21 protein-coding genes are annotated in these 21,711 nt (G+C 52.3%); 11 read left to right on the top strand and 10 right to left on the bottom strand.

Annotation, left to right across the window (positions count from 1 at the left end; genetic code table 11):
• The first annotated feature begins 163 nt into the window (after positions 1–163).
• Both PKO02S_RS22530 and PKO02S_RS22525 read left to right on the top strand, forming a co-directional pair.
• A complete protein-coding gene (locus PKO02S_RS22530; RefSeq protein WP_127586409.1) occupies positions 164–1,681 on the top strand; it encodes a M81 family metallopeptidase in 1,518 nt (505 codons plus the stop codon).
• Positions 1,682–1,703: 22 nt separating this feature from the next.
• Positions 1,704–2,465 (top strand): SDR family NAD(P)-dependent oxidoreductase, encoded by a 762-nt coding sequence (locus PKO02S_RS22525; RefSeq protein WP_127586407.1) that lies wholly within the window; start codon positions 1,704–1,706, stop codon positions 2,463–2,465.
• A 47-nt stretch (positions 2,466–2,512) separates the two neighbouring features.
• On the opposite strand, the gene PKO02S_RS22520 is transcribed toward PKO02S_RS22525, so the two are convergent.
• Complete coding sequence (locus tag PKO02S_RS22520; protein WP_127586431.1) at positions 2,513–3,400, bottom strand: SDR family oxidoreductase; 888 nt, start codon at positions 3,398–3,400, stop codon at positions 2,513–2,515.
• Between the two features lie 14 nt (positions 3,401–3,414).
• Entirely contained in the window at positions 3,415–5,043 is a 1,629-nt protein-coding gene (locus tag PKO02S_RS22515) for a thiamine pyrophosphate-binding protein (RefSeq protein ID WP_127586405.1), read from the bottom strand.
• Between the two features lie 149 nt (positions 5,044–5,192).
• On the opposite strand from PKO02S_RS22515, the gene PKO02S_RS22510 reads away from it, so the two are divergent.
• The 4 genes from PKO02S_RS22510 (at position 5,193) to PKO02S_RS22495 (ending at position 8,364) form a co-directional block, all read left to right on the top strand.
• Positions 5,193–5,588 carry a hypothetical protein gene (locus tag PKO02S_RS22510; protein WP_127586403.1) on the top strand — a complete coding sequence of 132 codons (396 nt, stop codon included), beginning with the start codon at positions 5,193–5,195 and terminating at the stop codon, positions 5,586–5,588.
• 5 nt (positions 5,589–5,593) lie between these two features.
• Complete coding sequence (locus PKO02S_RS22505) at positions 5,594–6,190, top strand: gluconate 2-dehydrogenase subunit 3 family protein (protein WP_127586400.1); 597 nt, start codon at positions 5,594–5,596, stop codon at positions 6,188–6,190.
• Entirely contained in the window at positions 6,187–7,752 is a 1,566-nt protein-coding gene (locus PKO02S_RS22500) for a GMC family oxidoreductase (RefSeq protein WP_127586398.1), read from the top strand. Before PKO02S_RS22505 ends, PKO02S_RS22500 begins: the two co-directional genes overlap by 4 nt.
• Before the next feature lie 69 nt (positions 7,753–7,821).
• Entirely contained in the window at positions 7,822–8,364 is a 543-nt protein-coding gene (locus PKO02S_RS22495) for a GNAT family N-acetyltransferase (RefSeq protein ID WP_127586396.1), read from the top strand.
• Between the two features lie 15 nt (positions 8,365–8,379).
• Here PKO02S_RS22495 and PKO02S_RS22490 read toward each other — a convergent pair whose 3' ends face one another.
• Both PKO02S_RS22490 and PKO02S_RS22485 read right to left on the bottom strand, forming a co-directional pair.
• Positions 8,380–10,578, bottom strand: coding sequence for a heavy metal translocating P-type ATPase (locus PKO02S_RS22490; protein WP_127586395.1), 2,199 nt, complete (start codon positions 10,576–10,578; stop codon positions 8,380–8,382).
• Between the two features lie 72 nt (positions 10,579–10,650).
• The gene (locus PKO02S_RS22485; protein ID WP_164821609.1) at positions 10,651–11,733 is read right to left on the bottom strand and encodes a CopD family protein; all 1,083 of its coding nucleotides are present in this window, start codon (positions 11,731–11,733) and stop codon (positions 10,651–10,653) included.
• Between the two features lie 186 nt (positions 11,734–11,919).
• Here PKO02S_RS22485 and PKO02S_RS22480 point away from each other — a divergent pair, with 186 nt between their 5' ends.
• The 5 genes from PKO02S_RS22480 (at position 11,920) to PKO02S_RS22460 (ending at position 16,660) form a co-directional block, all read left to right on the top strand.
• Entirely contained in the window at positions 11,920–12,510 is a 591-nt protein-coding gene (locus PKO02S_RS22480) for a copper resistance CopC family protein (protein ID WP_127586391.1), read from the top strand.
• 74 nt (positions 12,511–12,584) lie between these two features.
• Positions 12,585–12,950 (top strand): ArsR/SmtB family transcription factor, encoded by a 366-nt coding sequence (locus PKO02S_RS22475; protein ID WP_127586389.1) that lies wholly within the window; start codon positions 12,585–12,587, stop codon positions 12,948–12,950.
• A gap of 121 nt (positions 12,951–13,071) precedes the next feature.
• Complete coding sequence (locus PKO02S_RS22470; protein WP_127586387.1) at positions 13,072–14,211, top strand: cation:proton antiporter; 1,140 nt, start codon at positions 13,072–13,074, stop codon at positions 14,209–14,211.
• 364 nt (positions 14,212–14,575) lie between these two features.
• Positions 14,576–15,439 (top strand): multicopper oxidase domain-containing protein, encoded by an 864-nt coding sequence (locus PKO02S_RS22465; RefSeq protein WP_373865231.1) that lies wholly within the window; start codon positions 14,576–14,578, stop codon positions 15,437–15,439.
• A gap of 15 nt (positions 15,440–15,454) precedes the next feature.
• Positions 15,455–16,660: a ZIP family metal transporter gene (locus PKO02S_RS22460; protein WP_127586383.1), complete on the top strand. Its 1,206-nt coding sequence runs from the start codon at positions 15,455–15,457 to the stop codon at positions 16,658–16,660.
• Between the two features lie 125 nt (positions 16,661–16,785).
• Here the strand turns inward: PKO02S_RS22460 and PKO02S_RS22455 are convergent, their stop codons facing one another.
• From PKO02S_RS22455 to PKO02S_RS22430, 6 genes are all read right to left on the bottom strand, one after another.
• Entirely contained in the window at positions 16,786–17,613 is an 828-nt protein-coding gene (locus tag PKO02S_RS22455) for an energy-coupling factor ABC transporter ATP-binding protein (protein WP_127586381.1), read from the bottom strand.
• Positions 17,614–17,625: 12 nt separating this feature from the next.
• Positions 17,626–18,348 (bottom strand): cobalt ECF transporter T component CbiQ, encoded by a 723-nt coding sequence (gene cbiQ, locus PKO02S_RS22450; RefSeq protein ID WP_127586379.1) that lies wholly within the window; start codon positions 18,346–18,348, stop codon positions 17,626–17,628.
• The gene (locus PKO02S_RS22445) at positions 18,345–18,620 is read right to left on the bottom strand and encodes a PDGLE domain-containing protein (RefSeq protein ID WP_127586377.1); all 276 of its coding nucleotides are present in this window, start codon (positions 18,618–18,620) and stop codon (positions 18,345–18,347) included. The genes cbiQ and PKO02S_RS22445 overlap by 4 nt, the downstream gene beginning before the upstream one ends.
• Complete coding sequence (locus PKO02S_RS22440) at positions 18,617–19,255, bottom strand: energy-coupling factor ABC transporter permease (protein WP_127586375.1); 639 nt, start codon at positions 19,253–19,255, stop codon at positions 18,617–18,619. Before PKO02S_RS22440 ends, PKO02S_RS22445 begins: the two co-directional genes overlap by 4 nt.
• 169 nt (positions 19,256–19,424) lie before the next feature.
• A complete protein-coding gene (locus PKO02S_RS22435) occupies positions 19,425–20,285 on the bottom strand; it encodes an AraC family transcriptional regulator (protein ID WP_127586373.1) in 861 nt (286 codons plus the stop codon).
• A gap of 18 nt (positions 20,286–20,303) precedes the next feature.
• Positions 20,304–21,047 carry a phytanoyl-CoA dioxygenase family protein gene (locus tag PKO02S_RS22430; protein ID WP_127586371.1) on the bottom strand — a complete coding sequence of 248 codons (744 nt, stop codon included), beginning with the start codon at positions 21,045–21,047 and terminating at the stop codon, positions 20,304–20,306.
• Positions 21,048–21,711 lie beyond the last annotated feature (664 nt).

Raw genomic sequence — 21,711 nt, 5'->3', positions numbered from 1 at the left:
GAGCTTGTCCATGTGGACAGGCTCTTTGTTTGCTCCCCTCGAAAAGGCGGTTCCAAACCCCAATAACGCTATGGCGCCCGAATTGTAATATTGTAGACAATCTTATCAAGCTGAATTATACTGGGGTTAATTTCGTCCGCAACGGGGAAAGGAAGCCAGTTATATGAGCCAAAGTTCGAAGCATAATAGTGTGCCCAGAGTCATTTTCGGAGGCATCATTCAAGAATCGAATACGTTCAGTATCGCCAGAAGTGGAATGGATGATTTTGTGCAAAACTATGTGCTCGTCGATGAAGAGCTGTCGGCAAGCAAGGGCCGGAATGAATACGGAGGGCTGATGAAGGCCGCTATGGAGCGTGGTGCGAACCTGCTGCCGACGATGGCCGCGGCTTCGGCCACCTCTTCGGGAAGAATCCCGCGGGCTACCGTAGGAGCGCTTACCGGGTTGCTGTACCCGCGAATTCAAGCTCGCCTAGCCAAGGGGTGCGATGGCATTTTCCTGACCCTGCACGGCGCATGGTCGGGCGAGGACGAAGACGACCTGTGCGGCGAGCTGCTCGCGGCCGTTCGAGAGATGGCAGGCCCGGAGATGCCGATCGTAGTCACGCTTGATTCACATGCCAATGTGACGGAGAAGATCATTTCCAGTGTGAATGCGCTAGTCGGCTACCGCACATTTCCGCACGTCGATTACTGGGAGACCGGGTATCGCGCCGCTCACTTGTTGTTCGACATCATAGAGGGCAAACGTCATCCTGTTATCGCTTACCGCAAAGTGCCGATGATCGTGCAGGCGGAGAATCATATGACATCCCGCGGCCCGATGCGTGAGCTGTGGCAGCAAGCGGAGGAGGGGGAGCGGACCGGCCGATCGACGATTACATCATTATTCGCCGTACAGCCTTGGCTGGATGTGAAGGAGATGGGCTGCTCGGTCGTCGTGATCGGAGAACGCGAGCAGCAAGCCGATGCGGAGGAGGAAGCGGAACTTCTCGCTCGTCTCTTCTGGGACAAAAGGAGCTCGTTCGACGCAGAGCTATACTCGGTTGGACGAGTGTTGGACTTCATCCGTGACCAAAACCCGAGCGGACCGGTGATCGTGTCCGATTCCGCCGACAGCCCCGGCGCCGGGTCGCCAGGCGACAGCAACTACGTGCTGCGCGAGCTGCTGCGGCTTGACGCGGACCAGTGGCTGCGCGCACAGCTGTCTCTATTCGACGCCGCTGCGGCTCGTGTTGCTGTCGCCGCCGGAGAGGGGCGTACGGTCCGGTTGCGCGTCGGTCATTCCGTCAGCACCGATTTCGGAGAGCCGCTGGAGATCGAAGGCACCGTGGTGAAAATAAGCGACGGACGCTTTCAATACAGCGGCGGATTCGTCCCGGGCAGCGAAGCCCAGATGGGGCATTCCGCGGTCATCGCCATCGGTACCCTGTCGCTGTTGCTCATCGAACAGTCCGTGTTCACCGGCGACCCGGCTATGTATCGCAGCGTAGGCTTGGAGCCGGCGAATGCCGACTTCGTTCTGGTCAAGTCGGCTGCTCAGTTCAGGTTCGAATACGAGAAGCTGTCCGAGCATATTTTCATTCTGGATACGCCGGGCGCAAGCACAGCTAATCTGCATGGGCTGCCGTTCCGCCATATCCCAAGACCGATGTATCCGTTCGACGACAACTTTATTTAGAGAAGAGAAGGGGTGTGAGACTATGAAACTTCAAGGCAAAGTAGCCGTCGTGACTGGGGCAGCCCGATCGATCGGCGCCGCTGTCGCGAAGCGGTATGCCCGGGAAGGCGCCAAGGTGGCGATTGTCGATCGTTCCTTTCCTGAGCAGGCAGCCCTCCTGGTGGAGGAAATCACTCAATTAGGTGGCGAGGCCGCCTTTTATCAGACGGACATTTCCGACGAGACACAGGTGATGGCCATGATGGACCAAGCCGCTTCACGCTTCGGAACGATTGACATCTTAGTCAACAATGCGGCGGTCGATCCACGAAAGGCATGGCACGAGATCTCCACCGAGGAGTGGGATCGGGTAATGGGCATCAACGCACGCGGCCCTTTCTTATGCGCGAAAGCGGCCTTTCCCTACATGAAGCAGCAAGGGTATGGCAAAATCGTAAACGTGACATCAGTTACCTTTTACACCGGTCAACGAAACTTTCTGCATTATGTTTCGTCCAAAGGCGCTGTCATCGGCTTCACCCGCGCGCTTGCCCGGGAAGTGGGAGCATACGGCATTACGGTGAATTGCATCTCGCCAGGCGCAGTCAAGACCGAATCGGAGGAGGAGAAGGTCGATCCCCTAGAGCTGGAGAAGGCGGAGAGCGCGCTGTTAGCTCTTCAATGTTTCCAACGCCGCGAGCTGGCAAGCGATATCGTAGGCGCCTTCGTATTCCTGGCTTCTCCTGACAGCGACTTCATCTCCGGTCAAACCTTGAACGTGGACGGCGGTTGGATGTTTCACTAATATTTAAAAACACCTGGGAGCGGAAGCTTGCCCTAGGTGTTTTTTTCTTACCCGTTCGTAATCACACCGCCGGTTACATGAATAAACTGACCGGTTACATAAGAAGAGTCGTCTGAGGCCAAGTAGACATAAGCCGGGGCGATCTCATACGGCTGTCCGGCCCGTTTCATCGGCGTTTTTCCGCCCCAGTTCGCGACTTGGTCGGCTGGGAAGGAGGCAGGGATGAGCGGGGTCCATATCGTTCCGGGGACGACTCCGTTGACTCGAATGCCGCGACCGATCAAAGCTTTGGACAACGAGCGGGTGAACGCAACGATCGCGCCTTTCGTGGCGGAGTAATCGATTAGCTGTTCGTTTCCTTCATAAGCGGTCAAGGAGGCCGCATTGAGGATCGTGCTGCCTGGCTTCATGTGCGGCAGTGCGGCTTGGCACAAGTAGAACATCGAGTAGAAATTGGTCCGGAACGTTTTCTCCATCTGGATGGAAGTGATGTTCTCCAAGCGGGTCTGCACATGCTGCTCAGCGGCGTTGTTGACGAGAATATCCAGCCTCCCCAATTGCTCGATCGTTTGCTGCACGACGTGATGACAGAACGGTTCGCCGCCGATATCGCCTGCGATCGTCAGACAGCGTCGGCCTTTCTGTTGCACCGCTTGTCTCGTCTCCGCCGCATCCGCATCCTCGTTCAAATAAACTATAACAACGTCGGCCCCCTCCGAGGCAAAGGCAACGGCGATGGCTCTCCCTTGACCGCTGTCGCCGCCGGTGATGATCGCCACTTTATCCAACAGCTTGCCGCTTGCCTTATAATTCGGATTCTCATAAACTGGGCGTGGGTTCATCAGCGATTCAAGCCCGGGCTGCTGAGCCTGATGTTGAGCGGGATAGGGAGGGGCTGGCTGTAAGGCGGACTGCTGGGGATTAGCATTCGACATTTGGTTCGATGACATCATAGGCGCACCTCTTCTAGTTGGGATGTGAATTCTGGATAAGGGATCCGGGCTACAGCCGCATCAATCAACACGGGGAGATGGCTGGCTCGCGATTGTTGCAAAGCGACATGCAATTGCGCTTCCGAATTTACCCGGTAAGCAGTCCAACCGCAAGCTTCCGCTACCTTGGCAAAATCGGGATTGGTCAGCTCCGTTCCCTCCGGCAGCAGCCTCTTCATGACCATTTTATCCGCCTCCATCTGCAGCGCCCCGTTGGTAAACACAACCACTGTAATCGCAAGGCTGTATCGAACGGCTGTAATCAAATCCCCCAGCACCATCCCTAATCCGCCATCTCCTGTAATACAGAGGACCTGCTTTTCCGGTGAATTTAGCTTGGCGGACAAAGCGGCGGGCAACCCGAACCCCATCGTTCGCCAACGGCTCGAGAGCAACACCTTCTGATTGGCGCTTCTAAAATGTCTGAGGAACCATAAGGTGGAGTCGCCTTCATCTAACGTAACGATGGCGTCCTCCGCCAAACAGGACTCGATTAACCTAATCACGGATGCCGGGTGCAGGGAGGAGCCGGTGGAAGCCAAGAGATTTCGCTCCGACTCGTTGTGCACGGACCATGTCCTCTTGCACATCTGAACTTGCTTGATCCAAGCTTGGTTCCCTGCATAGGATTCGAGACCGTTTACGAGCCTAGGCATGACGATCGAAGGATCACCCAAAATTCCGTGCTCAGTCGGAAGTCCAGCCCCGATGTCTACCTGATGTTTGGCGATCTGAAGGACTCGCGCCAAGACGGGGGCTTGGCCAGCCGGCCACCATGTAGTTTCAACGGCTAGGACGACATCCGCCTGTTGGAACAGTTCGGTTAGATAAGAGTTTCCACCCTTGCCCAGTCCCCCTAACATAGCGGGCTCCGAATCCGGAATTACCCCCACGGCTCCATACCCGGTCGCGATTCCGCACCCCCATAGTTTAGCCAATGCGCAGATCGATTCCCGAGAGGATCTGGCGCCTTCGCCGACAAGAATCATGGGCTGCTTAGCCGAGTGCATAATTTGAAGCAGGGGTTGCAAAGCATCATCTACAGGTGATGGAATAGTAATTTGAGGACGATCAACCAGTTGCCCAGCGGCGATCATCCCGAATAAGTCCTCGGGGATGGACAAGTGAGATACCGTTCGCTGCAGGACGGAAGTGAGCATCGCTTGTTTCAACGAGTCGGCAACCGCGTCTGGATGTACAACCAGCTGACTGTATCGGGACACGGGGTGCACGAGCGATTGCTGATCAATCAATTGTTTGTACTTGGTCCCGATTTGGGAGAGTGGAGCTTGTCCGCTGATGGCCAGCACGGGAGCTTGATCCATGTAGGCGTCGCCTAAGCCATTAACAAGATTAGCAAGCCCTGGTCCCATCTGCACAATGCAGACTGCAAGCTTGCCCGTTAGCTTCGCTTCGGCAGACGCCATTAAGGCGGCGACGGATTCGTGCCGAACCGTTATCAGTCGAATCTTGTTCTGCTTGGCAATCGCGTCCAACAACCCGAATATGGCATCCCCCGCAACACCATAGATTCGCTCTATGCCCCATTTTGCAAGCTGCATCACAATCAACTGCGCCACTACCATCGATTCTTCAACGCTCCTACTCGCATTTTCAAGTAGTATTTCATACCCTCATTTCCTTTATTACTCGAGCCGTTTTTTCTGGAATAGATTACTATCGCCCCGGACATAATTTGAACGACTATACTGCATTTGGAAAAGAGGTTCTTCGTATGAATTGGGATTCGTGGTCGCTTGATCGGATCGTGATCTTGTTCGTCAGCCTGGCTTTTCTGCTGATCGGCATTCAGGTGACGATGTTTCATTATCGGCAAAGCTTCACCCATAAAGCGATGTGGGCGCCTGTTCTTTCATCGCCTATTTTTTTCTTGGCAGGTTTGGTATTGGTGATGTATAACGCATCGTGGCTGAGCACCTTGTTTATGATCCTCATGTGGATCGGTCTGGTGGACGGGTTGATCGGCTTTTATTTTCATTTTCGCGGAGTCGGCATTCGCGTCGGAGGATATGCGTTGCGCAATTTCCTCATCGGCCCCCCGGTGATATTGCCGCTCGTATTCTCGGCGGTTAGCGTCCTCGGATTGATCGCGATTTACTGGAAGGAGTGAGCCGCATGACTAGACAAACCCATTATCCTTCGTACAACGTCATGAATGAGCGGGAAGAGTGGGATGCCCATACGCAAGCCATTGTTGGATCCCGTCTCCGACCTCACGAGAGCTACTCCTTCCTTTCCCAAGCGGAGGCCGAGCTGCTGAGGCGAATTTGCTCGCTATTGGTCGATGACGAATCGCCGGACGTGCTCGATTTCATACTAAGCCACATCGATCAGACGCTTCATCAATCGCCAGGCGAAAGCCAGCGTAAAGTCGGCGTGCCCGATGCTCCCGTGCTGGTCCGTTCGGGGCTAGAGGCGTTGGAGCAAGAGGTGAGGTCCAAGTACGACAGCTCCTTCGTGGAGCTGGATATCGATTTTCAGAAGCAGATTTTGCGGCAAATCAGCGAATCCGCGGCGGCTCCTCCGGCCATCTGGGGCGGAATACCGCAGGACGCACTGTTCAAAAAGCTGTTGAATATGACGGTAGAGTCCTATTGCTCGCATCCGAAGGTTTGGTCGGAGATCGGCTATGGCGGTCCGGCTTATCCTCGGGGGTATGTTCGGACGGAGCTGGGACTATTGGATCCTTGGGAGGCGAAGCCGGAGCGATGATGAACCGCAAATACGCCCATGAAGAAGTAGATGTCGTCATTGTAGGTGCAGGAGCTGCCGGAGGCGTGTTGGCCAAGGAATTGAGCGAAGCCGGTATGAGCGTTGTTGTGCTGGAGGCAGGGCCGTTCCGGGATCCGCAAAAAGATTTTGCAAGCGATGAGCTGTCCATGAAACGATTGAGCTGGCAGGATACCCGCATCGTCGATGGCAGCGACCCGTTGGCGATGGGCCACAACAATTCCGGGCGTGGGATCGGCGGGGGGACTGTTCATTTTACAGCCGTCTTTCTACGGTTTCATCAGGCAGACTTTAAAGCTAAATCGATGGACGGGGTGGGGGAGGATTGGCCGATCGGCTATGCGGACTTGGAACCGTATTATTCCCGCATCGAAAAAGAAATTGCCGTCTCCGGACCTAAGCATTTCCCATGGGGGGACTATAACGGTCCTTATCCATATCCGGAGCGGGAGCCGCTAAGCCCGAACGCCTACATGTTCATGAACGGCTGCGAGAAGCTCGGCATTCGCTCCTCCGTTGCCCCGCTTGCAATTCTTTCTGCACCGTTCGAGGGACGTCCGCCTTGCATCAATCGGGGCTTCTGCAATCAGGGCTGTATGCCGGATGCGAAATTCAGCACCTTGATCGTTCATATTCCGAAGGCGATTCAAGCCGGGGCCGAGGTGCTCGCCGACTGTATGGTGACGCAGGTGTTGATGGGGAAGGACGGCAGAGCCACAGGTGTCTCCTTTGTCCATGACGGCCGAACGTACGAACAGAAAGCAAAAATGGTCATCCTCTCAGCCTTCGTGGTCGAAACGCCGCGCCTGCTGCTCAACTCAGCGAACAGTCAGTTTCCGGACGGGCTCGCCAACAGCAGCGGCTGGGTCGGGAAGTCGATTATGGTGCACAGCAGTCAGGACGTGTATGCGAAATTCGATGAGGAAATTCGGCTGTACAAAGGCACTCCCGTATTGGCGACGACCCAGGATTTTTACCGGACGGACCCGAACAATGATTTTGTCCGGGGTTACACGCTGCATGCACACGGCTCCAGACCGGTTGGGTTTGCGAATGGGATCTCGAAAGCAAACGGCGGTCCGATCTGGGGCGAACGGCTGAGAGAGGCTATGCTCGACTACAATCACTATGGGCGAGTGACGTTGGTTGGCGAAGTATTGCCTAACGCGTCCAATCGGGTCACATTAACGGACGAGAAGGACGAATACGGGCTGCCGCGCGCTAAGGTGACGTTCAGCTACGGGGACAATGACCGGAAGCTGATCCAACATGCGGTTGGCAAAATGAGCGCGATTCTCGAAGCAGCCGGCGGCAAAGTCGATTTCGTCATTCCGGACACCGCGCATATGATGGGGGGCTGCAGAATGGGAGAGGATACGAGCACGTCGGTCGTGAATTCGTACGGGCAAACTCACGATATCCCGAACTTGTTCGTCTGCGATGCGAGCACATTCGTCACCTCTGGTGCCGGCAATCCTACGAATACCGTCATGTCGCTGGCGCTCCGAACGGCGGATTATATCAAAGCTAGAAGAAGGGTATAAGTGCCATTATCGAAACGGTCCATCCTGTGATATAATGTTTCAAACTTCGAAGCAGGCAGGATGGTGCAGATGTCGCAGCAGCAAGTGTATATCCGGTTTCCAGAAGAGACGGATGCCCAACAATTGACAGCGATGTACAAACGCAATCGGGGGTTTTTCGAAACCTTTTCACCAAGCACCCCGGAGGAGTATTACACGGAAGAGTATCAGCTCCAAAGCATTGTGAAAGGCAAGGCGGATCGGGAAGAAGATCATCGATATGCTTTCGTAGTTTGCCGCAAGGAAGACGAGCGGCTTATCGGACATATCGGGCTGACGTTTGTGGTGCGAGGACCTCTTCAGAGCTGCATGATCGGCTATAGCCTGGACCAAGCCTATAACGGCAAAGGGTATATGACGGAGGCGGTAAAGCAGGTGGTTCGGTATGCGTTTGAGAAGCTGCATTTTCACCGGATCTATGGGGAAGCTTCTCCCCGGAATCCAGGCTCGATCCGCGTGCTCGAGAAGGCCGGCTTCCACAAGGAAGGCATATCCCGCAGCAACGTGAAGATCAACGGGGTGTGGGAGGATCATCAGGTTCTGGCTATCATTAACCCCGCCGATGACGTATAGAACCAAAAAAGTCCACTATTGAGTGGACTTTTTTGGTTGCTTATGGATCAGAATCGTCAAGCTGAACAACGTAACCAATATCGTGGCTCCCATATCGGAGAGGATGGCAATCCACAACGTGAGCCAGCCGGGAATCGTCAGCAGCAAGGCGATCAATTTTAATCCTAATGAAAATATAATGTTCGCCTTAATGACTCGGTTTACCCGCTTCGCAATGAAGATTGCCTGCGGCAGCTTGCCCAGGTGATCCTGCATGAGCACGATATCGGCGGTTTCGATGGCGCTGTCGGTGCCTTTGCCCATAGCGATTCCGAGCTGGGCGGTAGCCAGTGCCGGAGCATCGTTGATGCCGTCGCCGATCATCGCCACTTGGCCGGTCTCGCTAAGCTGCTTGACGCGAGCCACTTTATCCTCCGGCAGCAAGTTGCCGTAGAAGGATTTTACGCCAACCGCCTTTGCCACTTTCTCAGCGGTTTTCTGATGGTCTCCGGTCAGCATCACGGTCTCGCGAATTCCTGCCGTGTGGAGGGCATCGATGACCGCTCGACTTTCCTCGCGAATCTCGTCAGCAATTCCGAAAACCCCAAGCACGACTTGTTCATCGGACACTAACACCAACGTGAGTCCCTCGTTTTTCATCGCATCGATGTCTTGCTGCACGTCGGCGGAGATCGCGAGATGCTTCATGTTTTTCTCATTGCCCAACCAGTAGGTAGCGCCGTTGATCTTGGCTACGATTCCTTGGCCGGATACGGTGGTGATCTCTTCCGGCTCTTCGAAAACGACATTCCGTTCGTCCATCTTTTTCATAATCGCTTTGGCGAGCGGATGGGAGGACGACTTCTCGATGGCGCCGGCAATCGGGTAGAAGCGCTCATCATAGACAAGCTCTTGCGCGACATGCGGCTCGCCCTTCGTCAAGGTGCCGGTTTTGTCGAAAGCGATTGTAGTGATTTTCCCGAGCTGCTCGAGGAACACCCCGCCCTTCACAAGAATGCCGTTGCGGGCATTGCTTGTGATTCCGGCAATGATCGCGATTGGGGAGGATAAGATAAGAGCGCATGGACAACCGACGATCAGCACGGCGAGACCTTGATACAACCAGGCTCCCCAATCGCCTCCGAGCAAGAGGGGAGGGACCACCGTGACCAGCAAAGCAATGATCATGATTAGTGGAGTGTAATATTTCGCGAAACGATTGATGAACAGCTCCGTCGGGGTTTTCGTCTCTTGTGCCTCTTCAACCAAATGCAAAATTTTCGCGAGCGAGGAGTCCTGGTATGCTTTTTGTATCCGGATTTTCAGGACGCCTTCATTATTGACGCTGCCGCCAAATACGGCTTCATCCTTGCTCTTCTCGACAGGAAGGGATTCTCCCGTAATCGCGGCTTCGTTAACGGAGCTTTTGCCTTCTGCGACGACGCCGTCGGACGGTATTTTTTGCCCGGACCGGACTAGCACGATATCTCCGACCTGCAGCCGGGCAATTGGAACGACAATTTCACCGCCATCGCGGAGCACTGTCGCTTCCTTCGGCGCCACCTGCAGCAGAGTTTCCATCGAACGTCTCGCCTTTTCTATCCCATACCCTTCCAGCCATTCATTGAGCCCGAACAGGATCGCGACAAGGGTTGCTTCTTTCCATTCACCGATGCTGATCGCTCCGACAAGGGCGATAGTCATCAAGGTATCGATGTTGAATTTCAGCTTAAATAGGTTTTTGGCACCTTTGATGAAAGTCGTGTAGCCGCTAATGGCCATGGCAACCAGGAACAAGGCAATCGGTAGCCAGTCCTGGACACGATCCTCCAACAACATGCCTCCCACATAGAGCACAACCGCAGAGCCAAGCAGCAGTTTCATCCGGCCGGTCGTGGAGTGGCTGTGATCGTGTCCCTCTTCCGCATGATGAGCGTGGGAGTGGTCGTGATTGTGCCCGTCATCTGCATGATGCTCGTGCGTATGAGGGTGCTCGTCATTTCTACCGTTTTGTCCGGAGGAAGGAGGAGGCGTATCTACGGATTTCTCAATATACGCGCCTTCGGATTTCAATAGCTGTTCCACCTTTGCAAGAGAAACTCTAGGATCAAGCGTGAGCTTGCCCGAGTTGAAGCTCAAAGTACATTGTTCCCCGTGCTCCAGCTTTTGAATCTGCCCCTCCAATTCTTGGGCGCAATGACCGCAGGTGAGCCCTTTCACTTTATATTGCTGCATATTGATCACCTCGAATTAACATATGAATATATACTCATATATTATTCTGGAAAGCTTAAGTTGTCAATTGATTTACGCTATAAAAAACATAATGGACAACAACCCCGATACGGGAATAAGGAGGCCGATTACGCCTGTTACCCAAGGAGCATTTTTCCTATAAGTCGCAACCATTGTTACAGCAGCCGACACGCCGAGGAGCGCGAACAGGATCGCAGGGAAGCTCCAAGCCAAGCTTAAAGGCTGGAATTCAAGGATGTCGGGATGAAAAAGTCGGAAAAGAGCCGTCGTGTCAATCGGAATGGCAGCTCCTTCCGTCTCGTGGGGAGGAGGTTGGAATCCCATAAACGCCGTGACGATAAAGATGAGAAGGCCGAACAAGCTTTCCACTCGCAGCCACGATCGAAAATCGAAATCCGGATTTTGGCGAAGCTTTCTCCTCATCAAGAACCCGTTGATCAACCCGAAGAGCAGCAAGGGGATAAACAGCAAATGTTTGATCAGCAGCGATTGCCCATAGGATATTCCCCAGGCGCTGACCAAATCAGGGACAATGTAGAACATCATCGTCAGTCCGGACACTATCACGACAACAACGCAAACGATGGACAATGGGCTGAACCATCTGGTGAATGCCGCCAAGTTCACAGGGCCTTTGCTGAACCAGGCTGCGAGCATAATTGTACCGAGCCATACGCTGATGACGAGCAGATGAAGAGATTCCGCAATAAATCCGAAGCTTTCTGATTGTCCCGCGGCGTGGCTCGCCCAGCCGTAAGCGATAATGACACCGAGGAGCAACGCCGCAACAACTCCATTCAGAAGCAAGTGCTTCGAAATATCTCGGAACGCCATCACAAACAAGATCAATGTACATTGAAACAAGATCGCGAGCCATGCTTGTCCGAACTCCAGGTCGGCCAGAACGTCCTGCAAGACGATCCAGAACGTTAATTGTTCATCGGTAAAATACAGGGTTGCTCGGGCAACCGGAACAAACGAGAGGGCCGTAATGGCCATAATGAGATTAAAAAGCGCGGTTGAAGAGAGCCGAATCGCAGGCCTTCTGTCGGTGGGTATGAAGTGAAGCAAGACGGTGCTGGTTGCCAAAGCAAAGCAAATGTAGAGCAAGGTTTCGGAAAAATAAATGTACAACGATCCACACATCCTTAGTTTGAGATTTCTACCGGATTATCATATCATAAGATTCATATGAATAAGTGTTCATATTGACAAACGTTCGGAATTTTGTTGATAATCGTTGTCAAGATCGGCAATGTCCTTTGCTATAATCAAACCGAAGTAATACTCCTCAAATACAAATAGAAAGTAGGGTAGCAAATGTTAAGAAAAACGTTGCTCCTTCTGATTGTGTTGGTTGCTTTCCCAACAATCGCTTCGGCACATACAAATGTATCTTCATCCGCGCCAGCTGCCAATCAGACGGAAACAAATCCAATTAAGGAAATCACCCTGACGTTCAACACGGACATCGAGCCATTAAGCTCGGTCGAGATCCTGAATGAACAAGGAGGAAAGCTCACACCAACAACTGTACAAGTCGCCTCGCCGCTCATTAAAGCTCAATTCGAAGCCGCTCTACCGAACGGAAAGTACTCGGTAAACTGGAAAATCGTAGGGAAAGATGGACATCCCGTTTCAGGAAGCTACACCTTTTCCGTCCAACTGCCTCAGCCGACTGCAACTTTGGCACCATCATCGTCTCCATCGTCTTCGCCGACCGCAACCGCTTCAGCAACGCCGACGGTATCTCCTGCAGTATCACCTGCTCCATCCAGTGCATCTACACCGACTCCAGAGGCAGCCGACGCGGATTCCGGTCCTTCAACGAATTGGACGGTCATGCTGATCGGGGTAGTAGTGGTCTTGTTGATGGCTCTAGTGCAACGTCTCCGTCGGAAGAAGCGTTAAGATAACGATGGATAGCGCTCTGCCGTTTTTGCTATAATTGAAAATATTACGATTTAGCGAAGGCGGTGTCCATTATGAATAAATTGCCGATAGAAGCATGCGACGATACATGTACCGGGACAAGTCCGGATATGCAAGACATCAAGGAGCAGATGATTTCCACATCGACGGCGAATGAAATGGCCGATATTTTCAAAGCTTTGGGCGACCCGACCCGAACGAAGCTCATCTATGTCCTGCTCAATAGGGAGCTGTGCGTCCATGATCTATCCGTGTTGCTGGAGATGGGACAGTCGGCGATTTCTCACCAGCTGCGGTATTTGCGGAATTTGAGAATTGTGAAACGGAGAAAGGCCGGGAAGACGGTATTTTATTCGTTGGACGACGATCATATCGAGCAAATTTTCTCGCTCACCTTGCAGCATTTGAAGCATTCTTAGGCTTGTGGAGGGAAGACTGTTCAGCTATAATGAGGAATGAAAAGAATAGCTTCGCACTGGGAGGAGCCTGTCACACAAGGCTTCTTTTTGCTTTTTTCGGGTTAACTAGGGGGGGCGCGAGATGGAATTACTACTTCAACTGGCTGTTATCATTTTTAGTACGAAATTAGCAGGAGACATAGCCGTTCGGCTTGGTCAACCCTCTGTATTGGGTAAATTGTTGGTCGGGGTTATTATTGGCCCCGCGATGTTAGGGTGGGTACAGAGCAGCGAGATCATCGAGGCGCTAAGCCAGATCGGGGTGCTGCTGTTGATGTTTTTGGCGGGACTTGAGACGGACTTGAAGGACCTGCATGAGAGTCGAAACGCTTCCGTCGCCGTTGCGGTAGGCGGGATATTGCTTCCCCTGCTTGGCGGTTACCTATTCGGGATCGGGATGGGGATGCCTGCCGGTCACGCGATTTTCCTGGGGCTGCTTCTATCGGCTACGTCGGTGAGCATCTCGGTCCAGACGTTCAAGGAGCTGGGCCAGTCGAGAAGCAAAGAAAGCACAACCGTTTTAGGCGCAGCTTTAGTCGATGACATTGTTGTCGTGATTGCGCTAGCCGTTTTGATGAGTATTTTAACTTCTAGCGACATAAGCCTTGGTCTGGTCATGGGGAAAAAGATTGTGTTTTTTATAGTTATAGGGCTTCTGGGGTATAAAGGGGTTCCGTTCTTAATGAGAAAGCTCGCTTCGCTTAGAATATCCGAGCCAGTCATGAGCTTGGCCATTGCCATTTGTCTTTTCTTTGCTTTTACCGCGGAGTACTTTGGCGTTGCAGGCATTATCGGCGCGTTCGCCGCGGGCCTTGCTATATCCCGGACGGAATTCAAACACGAGGTGGAGAAGAAGCTGGAGCCAATAGCTTATACCCTCTTTGTGCCTGTCTTTTTCGTTAGCATTGGCCTATCCGTGACATTCCAAGGGTTGACGAGCCAGGTTGTTCTGATTCTTGGCCTGACGGTCCTGGCTGTAGCCACGAAGCTGCTTGGAGCCGGACTTGGGGCGAGATTAACAGGCTTTACGATGCGTTCGTCGCTAGTTATTGGAGCGGGGATGGTTTCTCGCGGCGAGGTAGCGCTCATTCTTGCCTCCATCGGGTTGAATGCCGGGTTGTTGCTGCCTAGATACTACACCGCAGTCATCATTGTGGTTATTATTTCCACCATCGTTACCCCGCCTTTGCTGAAAGGGTTGCTCCACAAGCGGCCCGAGTAGAGAGTGAAAGGTGAATTTCACTTGGACAAAGCTTGGAATTTTGCTATTTACAAACGTACCTCTTAGGCATATAGTATAGGTAAAGTTGCACGAGGTAAAAACTCTGTCCACAAGGAAACATAAATTTTTTTATTGATTTTTTTGCCCCGACGCAAAAGTATTGTCATGGTACAAGAATGGAGGATTTAGGATGGCGAAGGAAAAAAGCGTCTCCAGGCGAAATTTCCTGAAAATCGGTGCGGTAGGGGCTTTCGCTACACTTAGCAGTACACTGTTTGGCTCATTAACCTCTTTCCAGAAGAGCGCCAATGCGATGGATAAACATCAGGTTCATGCCGGACTGAACACCCAATTGCATGAAGGGATGAAGCACGGCTTCGTTCCCAGCTCAGAGCAAACCGTCGGCTATAAAGCAGCATGGGATGCATTGACGAATTTTGATTATGGAAAGGTCAGCACATTGCCGAACGGTCAAACGTTTAGGGAATACGAAATAACGGCGCGGGAAACTGAGGTGGAGATTTCCAAAGGCATCAAGTTCCCAGGCTGGGCATACAACGGGAGAATTCCAGGTCCGACCATCCGCTGTACGGAAGGCGATCTGCTGCGCGTCAAGTTTAAGAACCTTTCCGCTCATCCGCATTCCATTCATTTCCATGGGATCCATCCGACGAATATGGACGGCTTGGAAGCTATCGCTCCCGGCGGGGAGTTCGTTTATGAATTCGAGGCTAAACCGGGCGGCATGCATCTATACCATTGTCATGTGGCTCCACTCGCCAGACATATTCATAAAGGGCTGTACGGCAACTTCATCATCGATCCGAAAAAGCCGAGAGCCGCGGCAAGAGAGTTCAACATGGTGATGAACGGCTATGATCTGGATTTGGACGGGGAAAATGAGGTATACACCGTCAATGGATATGCCTTTGCTTATATGCAAGAGGCGATCAAAGTGAAAGCAGGGGAGCTCGTTCGGATCTATTTGAGCAATTTGACCGAGTTTGATCTGATCAATTCCTTTCACCTGCATGCTAACTTTTTCAACTATTTTGCCACCGGGGCGGATCCGGAAGCACGGCCGAACTATACAGACACCATAATGCAATGTCAAGGCGAGCGCGGGATCTTGGAAATCGTCTTTCCCGTTCCCGGCAAGTACATGTTCCATGCGCATCAGAGCGAATTCGCGGAGCTCGGCTGGATGGGCTTCTTCGTAGCGGAATAGAGAGGAGGGATTCGAATGCTGCAACCGCAAGTTAATGTGTCCAGTCGCACAAGAGGGAGCAAAGGGAAGTTTATCCTGCTCGGAGCACTCCCGATTATTCTGCTGACCGCTATTATCGTCCTTATTGCAAGCCTGGGCACCGGCGTCAAAAATGAACCGGCCGCCCCAATCGAGATGTTGAATTTCGAGAAGATCGTCCTGAATCAAGACGGATTTGAAGTGAAGGTATTGAACTCGGGTCCCGAAGAAGTGACGATTGCTCAAGTCGTTGTGGACAGCTCATTCTGGAATGCCGAATTTGTGCCAAGCGATACGCTGAAACGGTTTCAGACTGCAACCATCAAGATTCCTTACCCTTGGGTATACGGAGATCCGCATGAAATCAAGCTGATCACTTCGAATGGTCTTATTTTCGTCGGTGAAGTCGTCGCTGCGACGGATACGCTGAAAGCTTCTCCTCAGTTATTTCTCCAATACGCGCTTATCGGCTTCTACGTAGGGGTTGTTCCCGTCGGGTTAGGGTTGATGTGGTATCCGTTCTTGCGCCGGTTCACGACTCGCGGCATGCATGCGATACTCGCGTTAACGGTGGGGCTGCTGTTCTTCTTAGTGGTGGATACGTTTGAAGAAGGGTTTGAGCTGGCCGGCGAGGCGCCTGGTGTTTTTCAAGGAACGGGTCTTGTCTGGATTGGCGCCTTATTAAGCTTGTTGTTCTTGGTCGCGATGGACCAGTACAACGATAGGAAGATGAACGGCTCCGCCGGGAAAACCGTTTCCTACAAAATCGCGACCGGGATCGGCCTTCACAATTTCGGGGAAGGTCTTGCGATCGGATCCGCCTTTGCAGTAGGCGAGGCCGCGTTAGGGACGTTCCTGATCATCGGATTTACCCTGCATAATATAACCGAAGGTGTTGGGATTGCATCGCCTCTGTTGAAGGAACGACCTACTTGGAAGCTATTTGTAGCTTTGGCTGTCATCGCAGGAGGGCCGGCTATTCTGGGTACATGGGTAGGCGGATTTATTTTTAATCCCACGTTCGCCGCTCTGTTCTTCGGCATCGGGGCCGGAGCGATCCTGCAGGTTATCTACGCCATCTCGAAAATGATCCTGAAGCAATCGAACGAAGAAGGCGTTTCGTCCGTGTCGTGGCTGAACCTCGGCGGAGTCACGCTGGGAATTATGTTGATGTACGCAACCGCTTTGCTTGTGAAGTTTTAGTCGAAAGAGATTGAGCGGACAATCGAGCCGCTATTTGTGAGCATGCCTACCGGACACTGATGACGTGGAGTTGCGCACTGAGTATAGTACAACGTGCGCTTCTTCCTGTAATTGTTCTGCATGTATCAATTCAGCAATTTAGCGAGTGCTCTCCTAGCCTCCTCCAATTTGATCGGCATTTCCCCGTACTGCTCCTTCCATAACCCCGACAGCAACTGAAGGACAGGGGGGAGCTCCAGATGCGCCTCTTCCAACAGATGAGCGTTTTCGCAAAAGAGCTCCCGTGGTGTCATACTGCCGAGGCATTGACCTTCCTTCATAATAATCACATAATCGGCCCATTCGGCGACGAGCTGCATACTGTGGGTAGCGACAATAACCGTCTTGCCGTCAGCCGAGAGCTGGTCCATCACCTCGCGTACCCGTTTCTGCCCCGCCGGGTCGAGGAATGCCATAGGCTCGTCGATCACGATCACTTCGGGGTTCATGGCGATGGCGCCGGCAATCGCGACGAGCTTCTTTTGCCCCAAGCTAAGCTCATGGGGGTTGAAGCCGGCTAGGTGACCGATACGAAGCAACTCCATACTCTGCTCCGCCTTATGAAACGCTTCGGCAGGAGGAAGGCCCGATTGGGTAGGGCCGAAAGCTACGTCGTCTCTAACCGTCATGGAGATAATCTGATCGTCCGGATCTTGGAAGACGACCCCTACATGTCGAACCATTCCTGCATTGTTAATGGCATTAATTATTTCGCCTCGAAATCGAACTTGTCCCGCTTGGCATATGAACAGGCCATTCAGATGAAAAATGAGCGTCGATTTGCCGGCGCCGTTCGGACCCACAATTGCAGTCTTACGGCCGAGCGGGATTTGGAAATCAATCTGGTTTAGGGCCGGATCTCGTTCCTTCGAATAACGGTAACTAACGCGATCGAATTCAAATACCGGTTCCATCGGAATCTCCTATCATCGCAAATCGAATAGAAACAAAGTCAAACAGGGAAGCACCCAAAGTAACATAACGCCCCAATCGACGGAACGTAATGGACGGAGCTCTTGCTGCATCGGAATGCCGCGGTAATTTCTCGACATCATGCCCATATAAATTCGTTCAGATCGTCGCAGAGCCCGAAGCAGCAAGCTGCCAAGCAATCGAGCGAGTACGATGTAACGGGATAGCCGATAGTAGCTTCCCGCCGAAAATCCACGGCTTTTCAAGGCGCTGAGCATCTGAACCCCTTCGGACCGAAACACGTTCATGAAGCGGAGGGTAAACAAGATGAGCTCGACGAAAATGCCGGGCAGCCTCAGCTTCAGCAGCGCTTGGAAAAATTCGTTATGAGACAGGTTGAAAAACAACAATGTCAGCACTTGAAGGGAGACGAGCAGCCTCAAGGCGTACGTTACCGCTTGGTGCAGCCCGTCCACAGAAATCGGAATGCCCAGTGGGTGCACTAACATGCCGCCGCTGAACAACCCAAAATAAACAAACGAGAACGCCATAAATGGAAGAGCTAGTTTTAGACGCCGCCACATCACCGCAACAGGGATTCGACTCCCTAGCTGCAGAAGTGCTGCGAATAGGACAAAAGCAAGGAGCGTTCCCAAATGCTTCATGGAAACGCCCATCATTATAATCAACAATGCAGTTAAGATGCGCAGAGGCGCGTATGTGATCGTTAGCTTCATTTCCTTCTGACGATTACTTTCCCCAGCACTAAGAAGAGCAGGAATGTAATTCCGACACCGATCAATCCGGCTATGCTTCCGGAAATCCAGGAATCGAGGCCAGGAACGGAATAATCGGGCAGGGGAGAGCTTATGTAGCTAGCCGCGTGTTCGATGAAACCGACCGATTCTCCCGCCGTTTCAAAACCGTCCGGATGCGAGGAGGCGAAGAGAGAAAGGAAGCCGCCGATGATCAGCGAGATAATAAGCCAATTGCGAATGGATTTGTTCATGGCTGCGTCGACTCCTTGTTAGCAAACTGAAACGATGAACGAAGCGCGAACGGCATGACGACAACCGTAATGATCCCTTCTCCGATCCCTATAAAGGCGTGCCAGAACAGTAGAGCGCCGGCTGCCGTACCGAATGGAGCAACACCTGAGAGTGACAATTCAATTGCGCCTATCAGGGCGACGAGTGTAACCGATACCCAGCTGCTCAAGAAAATCGAGACGGTCCGCGGCACAAACGACAGACGCTTCAGCAAGTGGAAGGCAACAGCCGCCGCGCCGGGAGCAATAATGGCCATGTTCAGCAAATTCGTTCCGAGTGCCGTTATTCCGCCGTCTTGGAATACAATCGCTTGGATGGCGACTACGGTAGTCATGATCAATGTTGCCGGCCAGAAGCCGAACAACAAGGCGGCAAGCGCTCCGCCGATCAGGTGCCCGGAAGAAGCCGCCCCTAGTATAGGGAAGTTGACCATTTGGGCAGCAAAGATGAAGGCGGCCATAACGCCCATAATCGGGACCGCGCGGTATTCAAGCAGCTGCTTCGAATACTGGACGCTCTTGGCCAATACAACCGCCGTAACTGCAGCAGACACTCCCCAAACCTTTGGATCTAGAATGCCGTCAGGAATGTGCAAGAAAATACCTCCAATGGTATGCTAATAGCTGAATCATACCACCGTGCTACGATTTAGTAAATATGTAACACGAAATTTTAAGCTCTTAAGATGCGAATTTCCTTAAGGCAATAAGGGAGGGGGATAAGAAAAAGGCGAAGCAGCTGCGAAAGGGTTTGAACGAGGATAATTAACTCCTATACTTTCTGGGGGAACATCCGTATTTGGCCTTGAACACACGCTCGAAATGCGTTAATGTCCGAAAGCCGGAAGCCAGACATATTTCAGTTATCGGCAAATGGGAGGCTTGCAGCAAAGAAGCCGCGAATTCCAAGCGCAGGTTCTGAAGATAATGCTGAAAGGTCGACCCGGTTGCAATACGGAAGGACTCGCTGAAATACCCGGCTGCGAGCCGGGCCTCACGAGCCGCCGCTTCTAAAGTAAGGGGTTCCCGAAAATGGTTATGGATGTGGATCAGGGCTCTTGAAATCGCCGTATGGCCGACTTTTCCAATTGTATCGAGGTTCGTACGAGATGTGCTCAAGCTGCCCGGCTGCTCCTCTTGACGCAGAAGGGCGATGATGATCCGCTCCAATGCCCCCTTCACAATCAACCGCTGACCCCATCTTCGTTCTCTCGTCTCGCGCTCGATCAATCCGTATTCTTGTTCGATCCATTGCAGGGTCGCCTCATCCAAAACGGTCATATGCTCCAACCGACCATAGAACAACGATTCTTTTAGCTCCTCATTCAGCATCTCATCTGAAAAGATCACATTATAGATCTCAAGCATGCCGCCGTCATCCGGATAGATCTCATGGATATCGGCAGGAGTCAACAGAAACAGGCTCCCCCTGGTTAAGCGGTGAGCCGTCCCGTTTACTACATTAGTGCCGGTTCCTCCGAGAATGACGCACATTTCATAAAATTCGTGCCAATGCAGCGGGGTAGGCTGACTCACTTGCTGCAAAAAGATGTTGAACGATTTGCTCAGTTCCATGAACTGTTCTTTGAGCAGTCGCTCCGGTTGGGTCAGCTTGCCTCGCTCCATAGCCTTTCACCTCTCCACTTATACGTTTACGAATGGGTTCCCAGCCAGATCACGGCCTCGTGCCAGCCAAATTTTGAAATTCGGATTTTTCTCAGGAATGACCTTATCCTCCGTGGAGAAATACCGCATGGTGTAACCGCATCGGCGATGCGGACTCAAGTTCGCTTTAGCCCCATGAATAATCCGGCTATCATGCAGGGAACATTCTCCGCGCTCCAGCTCGAAATACACGGCACTGGATTCGTCGATGTTCTTGATTTGGGTGGAAAATAAATTTTTGCTGCCATCTACGTCTTCATAGTCCGAGAACCCATTCTCATGAGTGCCCGGGATCACCCGCATACAGCCATTCTCTTGATTGCTTCGGTCAATCGCCAGCCATACCGTAACAATTCGTGTGAACCCGGTAAGCCGGCCCTTCCAATAGGCGGAGTCTTCATGCCACGGTGTGGCTCGGCCGACAAGAGGATCTTTGCAGATGAAATGACTGGACCACAACCCGATATTCGGTCCGATTATGGGCTCGACCAGATCCAGCACTTCATCCGCGAGCAGAAACTCGAGGAGGCGTTCATCGCGAAAATGCGGTGTATCAAGTTCATCCGAGAGCTTTTTGCCCTTCAATGCCAGCTGTTCCTCGAACAACCCGGTCAATCGAGCCAGTTTGTCTGCGGAGAATACTTGCTTTTTGTAAATGTGGTACCCGTTCTTTCTGTATAGATCCGTCTCAACAGGTGTAAGCAACGCCGTCTGATTCGACATTCCACTTCGCCTCCAATGGTATTGGGTTACACCCTTACTGTACCAGAGCAGTTCCATGAAAGCTTATGTTTGGATAAGGTAAACTTAGCGTATTATCAGGTTTGGGTCAATTTTTTGCGAGTTTCCCCGCAGGTCCGTAAAATAATATTAACAGAATAATATTTATGTAAACTAAAGGGTGGTTCCGAATCCCAATAACGCTAGGGCGTATATGGCGTAACGCTATTGGGCCGCAACAGCACCGGAACGGCGAAATAGCGTTATGCAGGAGCGTTATTTGTCTTGCGAGAGGAGCAGGTGCTCTCCGTTTTCTCCGTCCCACGCGCCAACTAAACACAACCGCCAAAAAATGGACCGGTGATTGTTCCGATCCGGGTTTCTTATAGAGCACATAAAAAGGCAGTATACGCTCTTGTCCGACTTTTTCGGACTGCATCCAGCGGTTACTTGGTGTTCGGGGTGAGGGGACAGGTTGACAAGGAATCCGTCTCCAGGGTGACAGATTGGTGGAAACGGGGACTGAGAAAGAAAGTTGGCTAGTAACAAACAAAAGTTTGCTGAATTTCGGATAAAAACGGTGAATGGCAGCTTAACAAACGAATATTCGTTATTAGCAAACGGATTACGGGCATTAGCGGGGGTCGAGTTGGTTATGGTGTGGGTG

This window comes from Paenibacillus koleovorans NBRC 103111, assembly GCF_004000845.1.
Lineage (GTDB): Bacteria > Bacillota > Bacilli > Paenibacillales > NBRC-103111 > Paenibacillus_AA > Paenibacillus_AA koleovorans.
Note: the sequence above shows the minus strand (reverse complement) of the source record. Positions and strands in the feature narration are given on the sequence as shown.

Excerpts from the sequence above, each read along its gene's own strand:
- PKO02S_RS22525 (WP_127586407.1), top strand. The coding sequence starts at position 1,704 with ATGAAACTTCAAGGCAAAGTAGCCGTCGTGACTGGGGCAGCCCGATCG.
- PKO02S_RS22465 (WP_373865231.1), top strand. The coding sequence starts at position 14,576 with ATGAAGCACGGCTTCGTTCCCAGCTCAGAGCAAACCGTCGGCTATAAA.
- PKO02S_RS22435 (WP_127586373.1), bottom strand. The coding sequence starts at position 20,285 with ATGGAGCGAGGCAAGCTGACCCAACCGGAGCGACTGCTCAAAGAACAG.
- cbiQ (WP_127586379.1), bottom strand. The coding sequence starts at position 18,348 with ATGAAGCTAACGATCACATACGCGCCTCTGCGCATCTTAACTGCATTG.
- PKO02S_RS22510 (WP_127586403.1), top strand. The coding sequence starts at position 5,193 with ATGAATTGGGATTCGTGGTCGCTTGATCGGATCGTGATCTTGTTCGTC.
- PKO02S_RS22515 (WP_127586405.1), bottom strand. The coding sequence starts at position 5,043 with ATGGTAGTGGCGCAGTTGATTGTGATGCAGCTTGCAAAATGGGGCATA.
- PKO02S_RS22495 (WP_127586396.1), top strand. The coding sequence starts at position 7,822 with ATGTCGCAGCAGCAAGTGTATATCCGGTTTCCAGAAGAGACGGATGCC.
- PKO02S_RS22500 (WP_127586398.1), top strand. The coding sequence starts at position 6,187 with ATGATGAACCGCAAATACGCCCATGAAGAAGTAGATGTCGTCATTGTA.
- PKO02S_RS22475 (WP_127586389.1), top strand. The coding sequence starts at position 12,585 with ATGAATAAATTGCCGATAGAAGCATGCGACGATACATGTACCGGGACA.
- PKO02S_RS22430 (WP_127586371.1), bottom strand. The coding sequence starts at position 21,047 with ATGTCGAATCAGACGGCGTTGCTTACACCTGTTGAGACGGATCTATAC.
- PKO02S_RS22480 (WP_127586391.1), top strand. The coding sequence starts at position 11,920 with ATGTTAAGAAAAACGTTGCTCCTTCTGATTGTGTTGGTTGCTTTCCCA.
- PKO02S_RS22460 (WP_127586383.1), top strand. The coding sequence starts at position 15,455 with ATGCTGCAACCGCAAGTTAATGTGTCCAGTCGCACAAGAGGGAGCAAA.
- PKO02S_RS22520 (WP_127586431.1), bottom strand. The coding sequence starts at position 3,400 with ATGTCGAATGCTAATCCCCAGCAGTCCGCCTTACAGCCAGCCCCTCCC.
- PKO02S_RS22530 (WP_127586409.1), top strand. The coding sequence starts at position 164 with ATGAGCCAAAGTTCGAAGCATAATAGTGTGCCCAGAGTCATTTTCGGA.
- PKO02S_RS22505 (WP_127586400.1), top strand. The coding sequence starts at position 5,594 with ATGACTAGACAAACCCATTATCCTTCGTACAACGTCATGAATGAGCGG.
- PKO02S_RS22470 (WP_127586387.1), top strand. The coding sequence starts at position 13,072 with ATGGAATTACTACTTCAACTGGCTGTTATCATTTTTAGTACGAAATTA.
- PKO02S_RS22445 (WP_127586377.1), bottom strand. The coding sequence starts at position 18,620 with ATGAACAAATCCATTCGCAATTGGCTTATTATCTCGCTGATCATCGGC.
- PKO02S_RS22455 (WP_127586381.1), bottom strand. The coding sequence starts at position 17,613 with ATGGAACCGGTATTTGAATTCGATCGCGTTAGTTACCGTTATTCGAAG.
- PKO02S_RS22490 (WP_127586395.1), bottom strand. The coding sequence starts at position 10,578 with ATGCAGCAATATAAAGTGAAAGGGCTCACCTGCGGTCATTGCGCCCAA.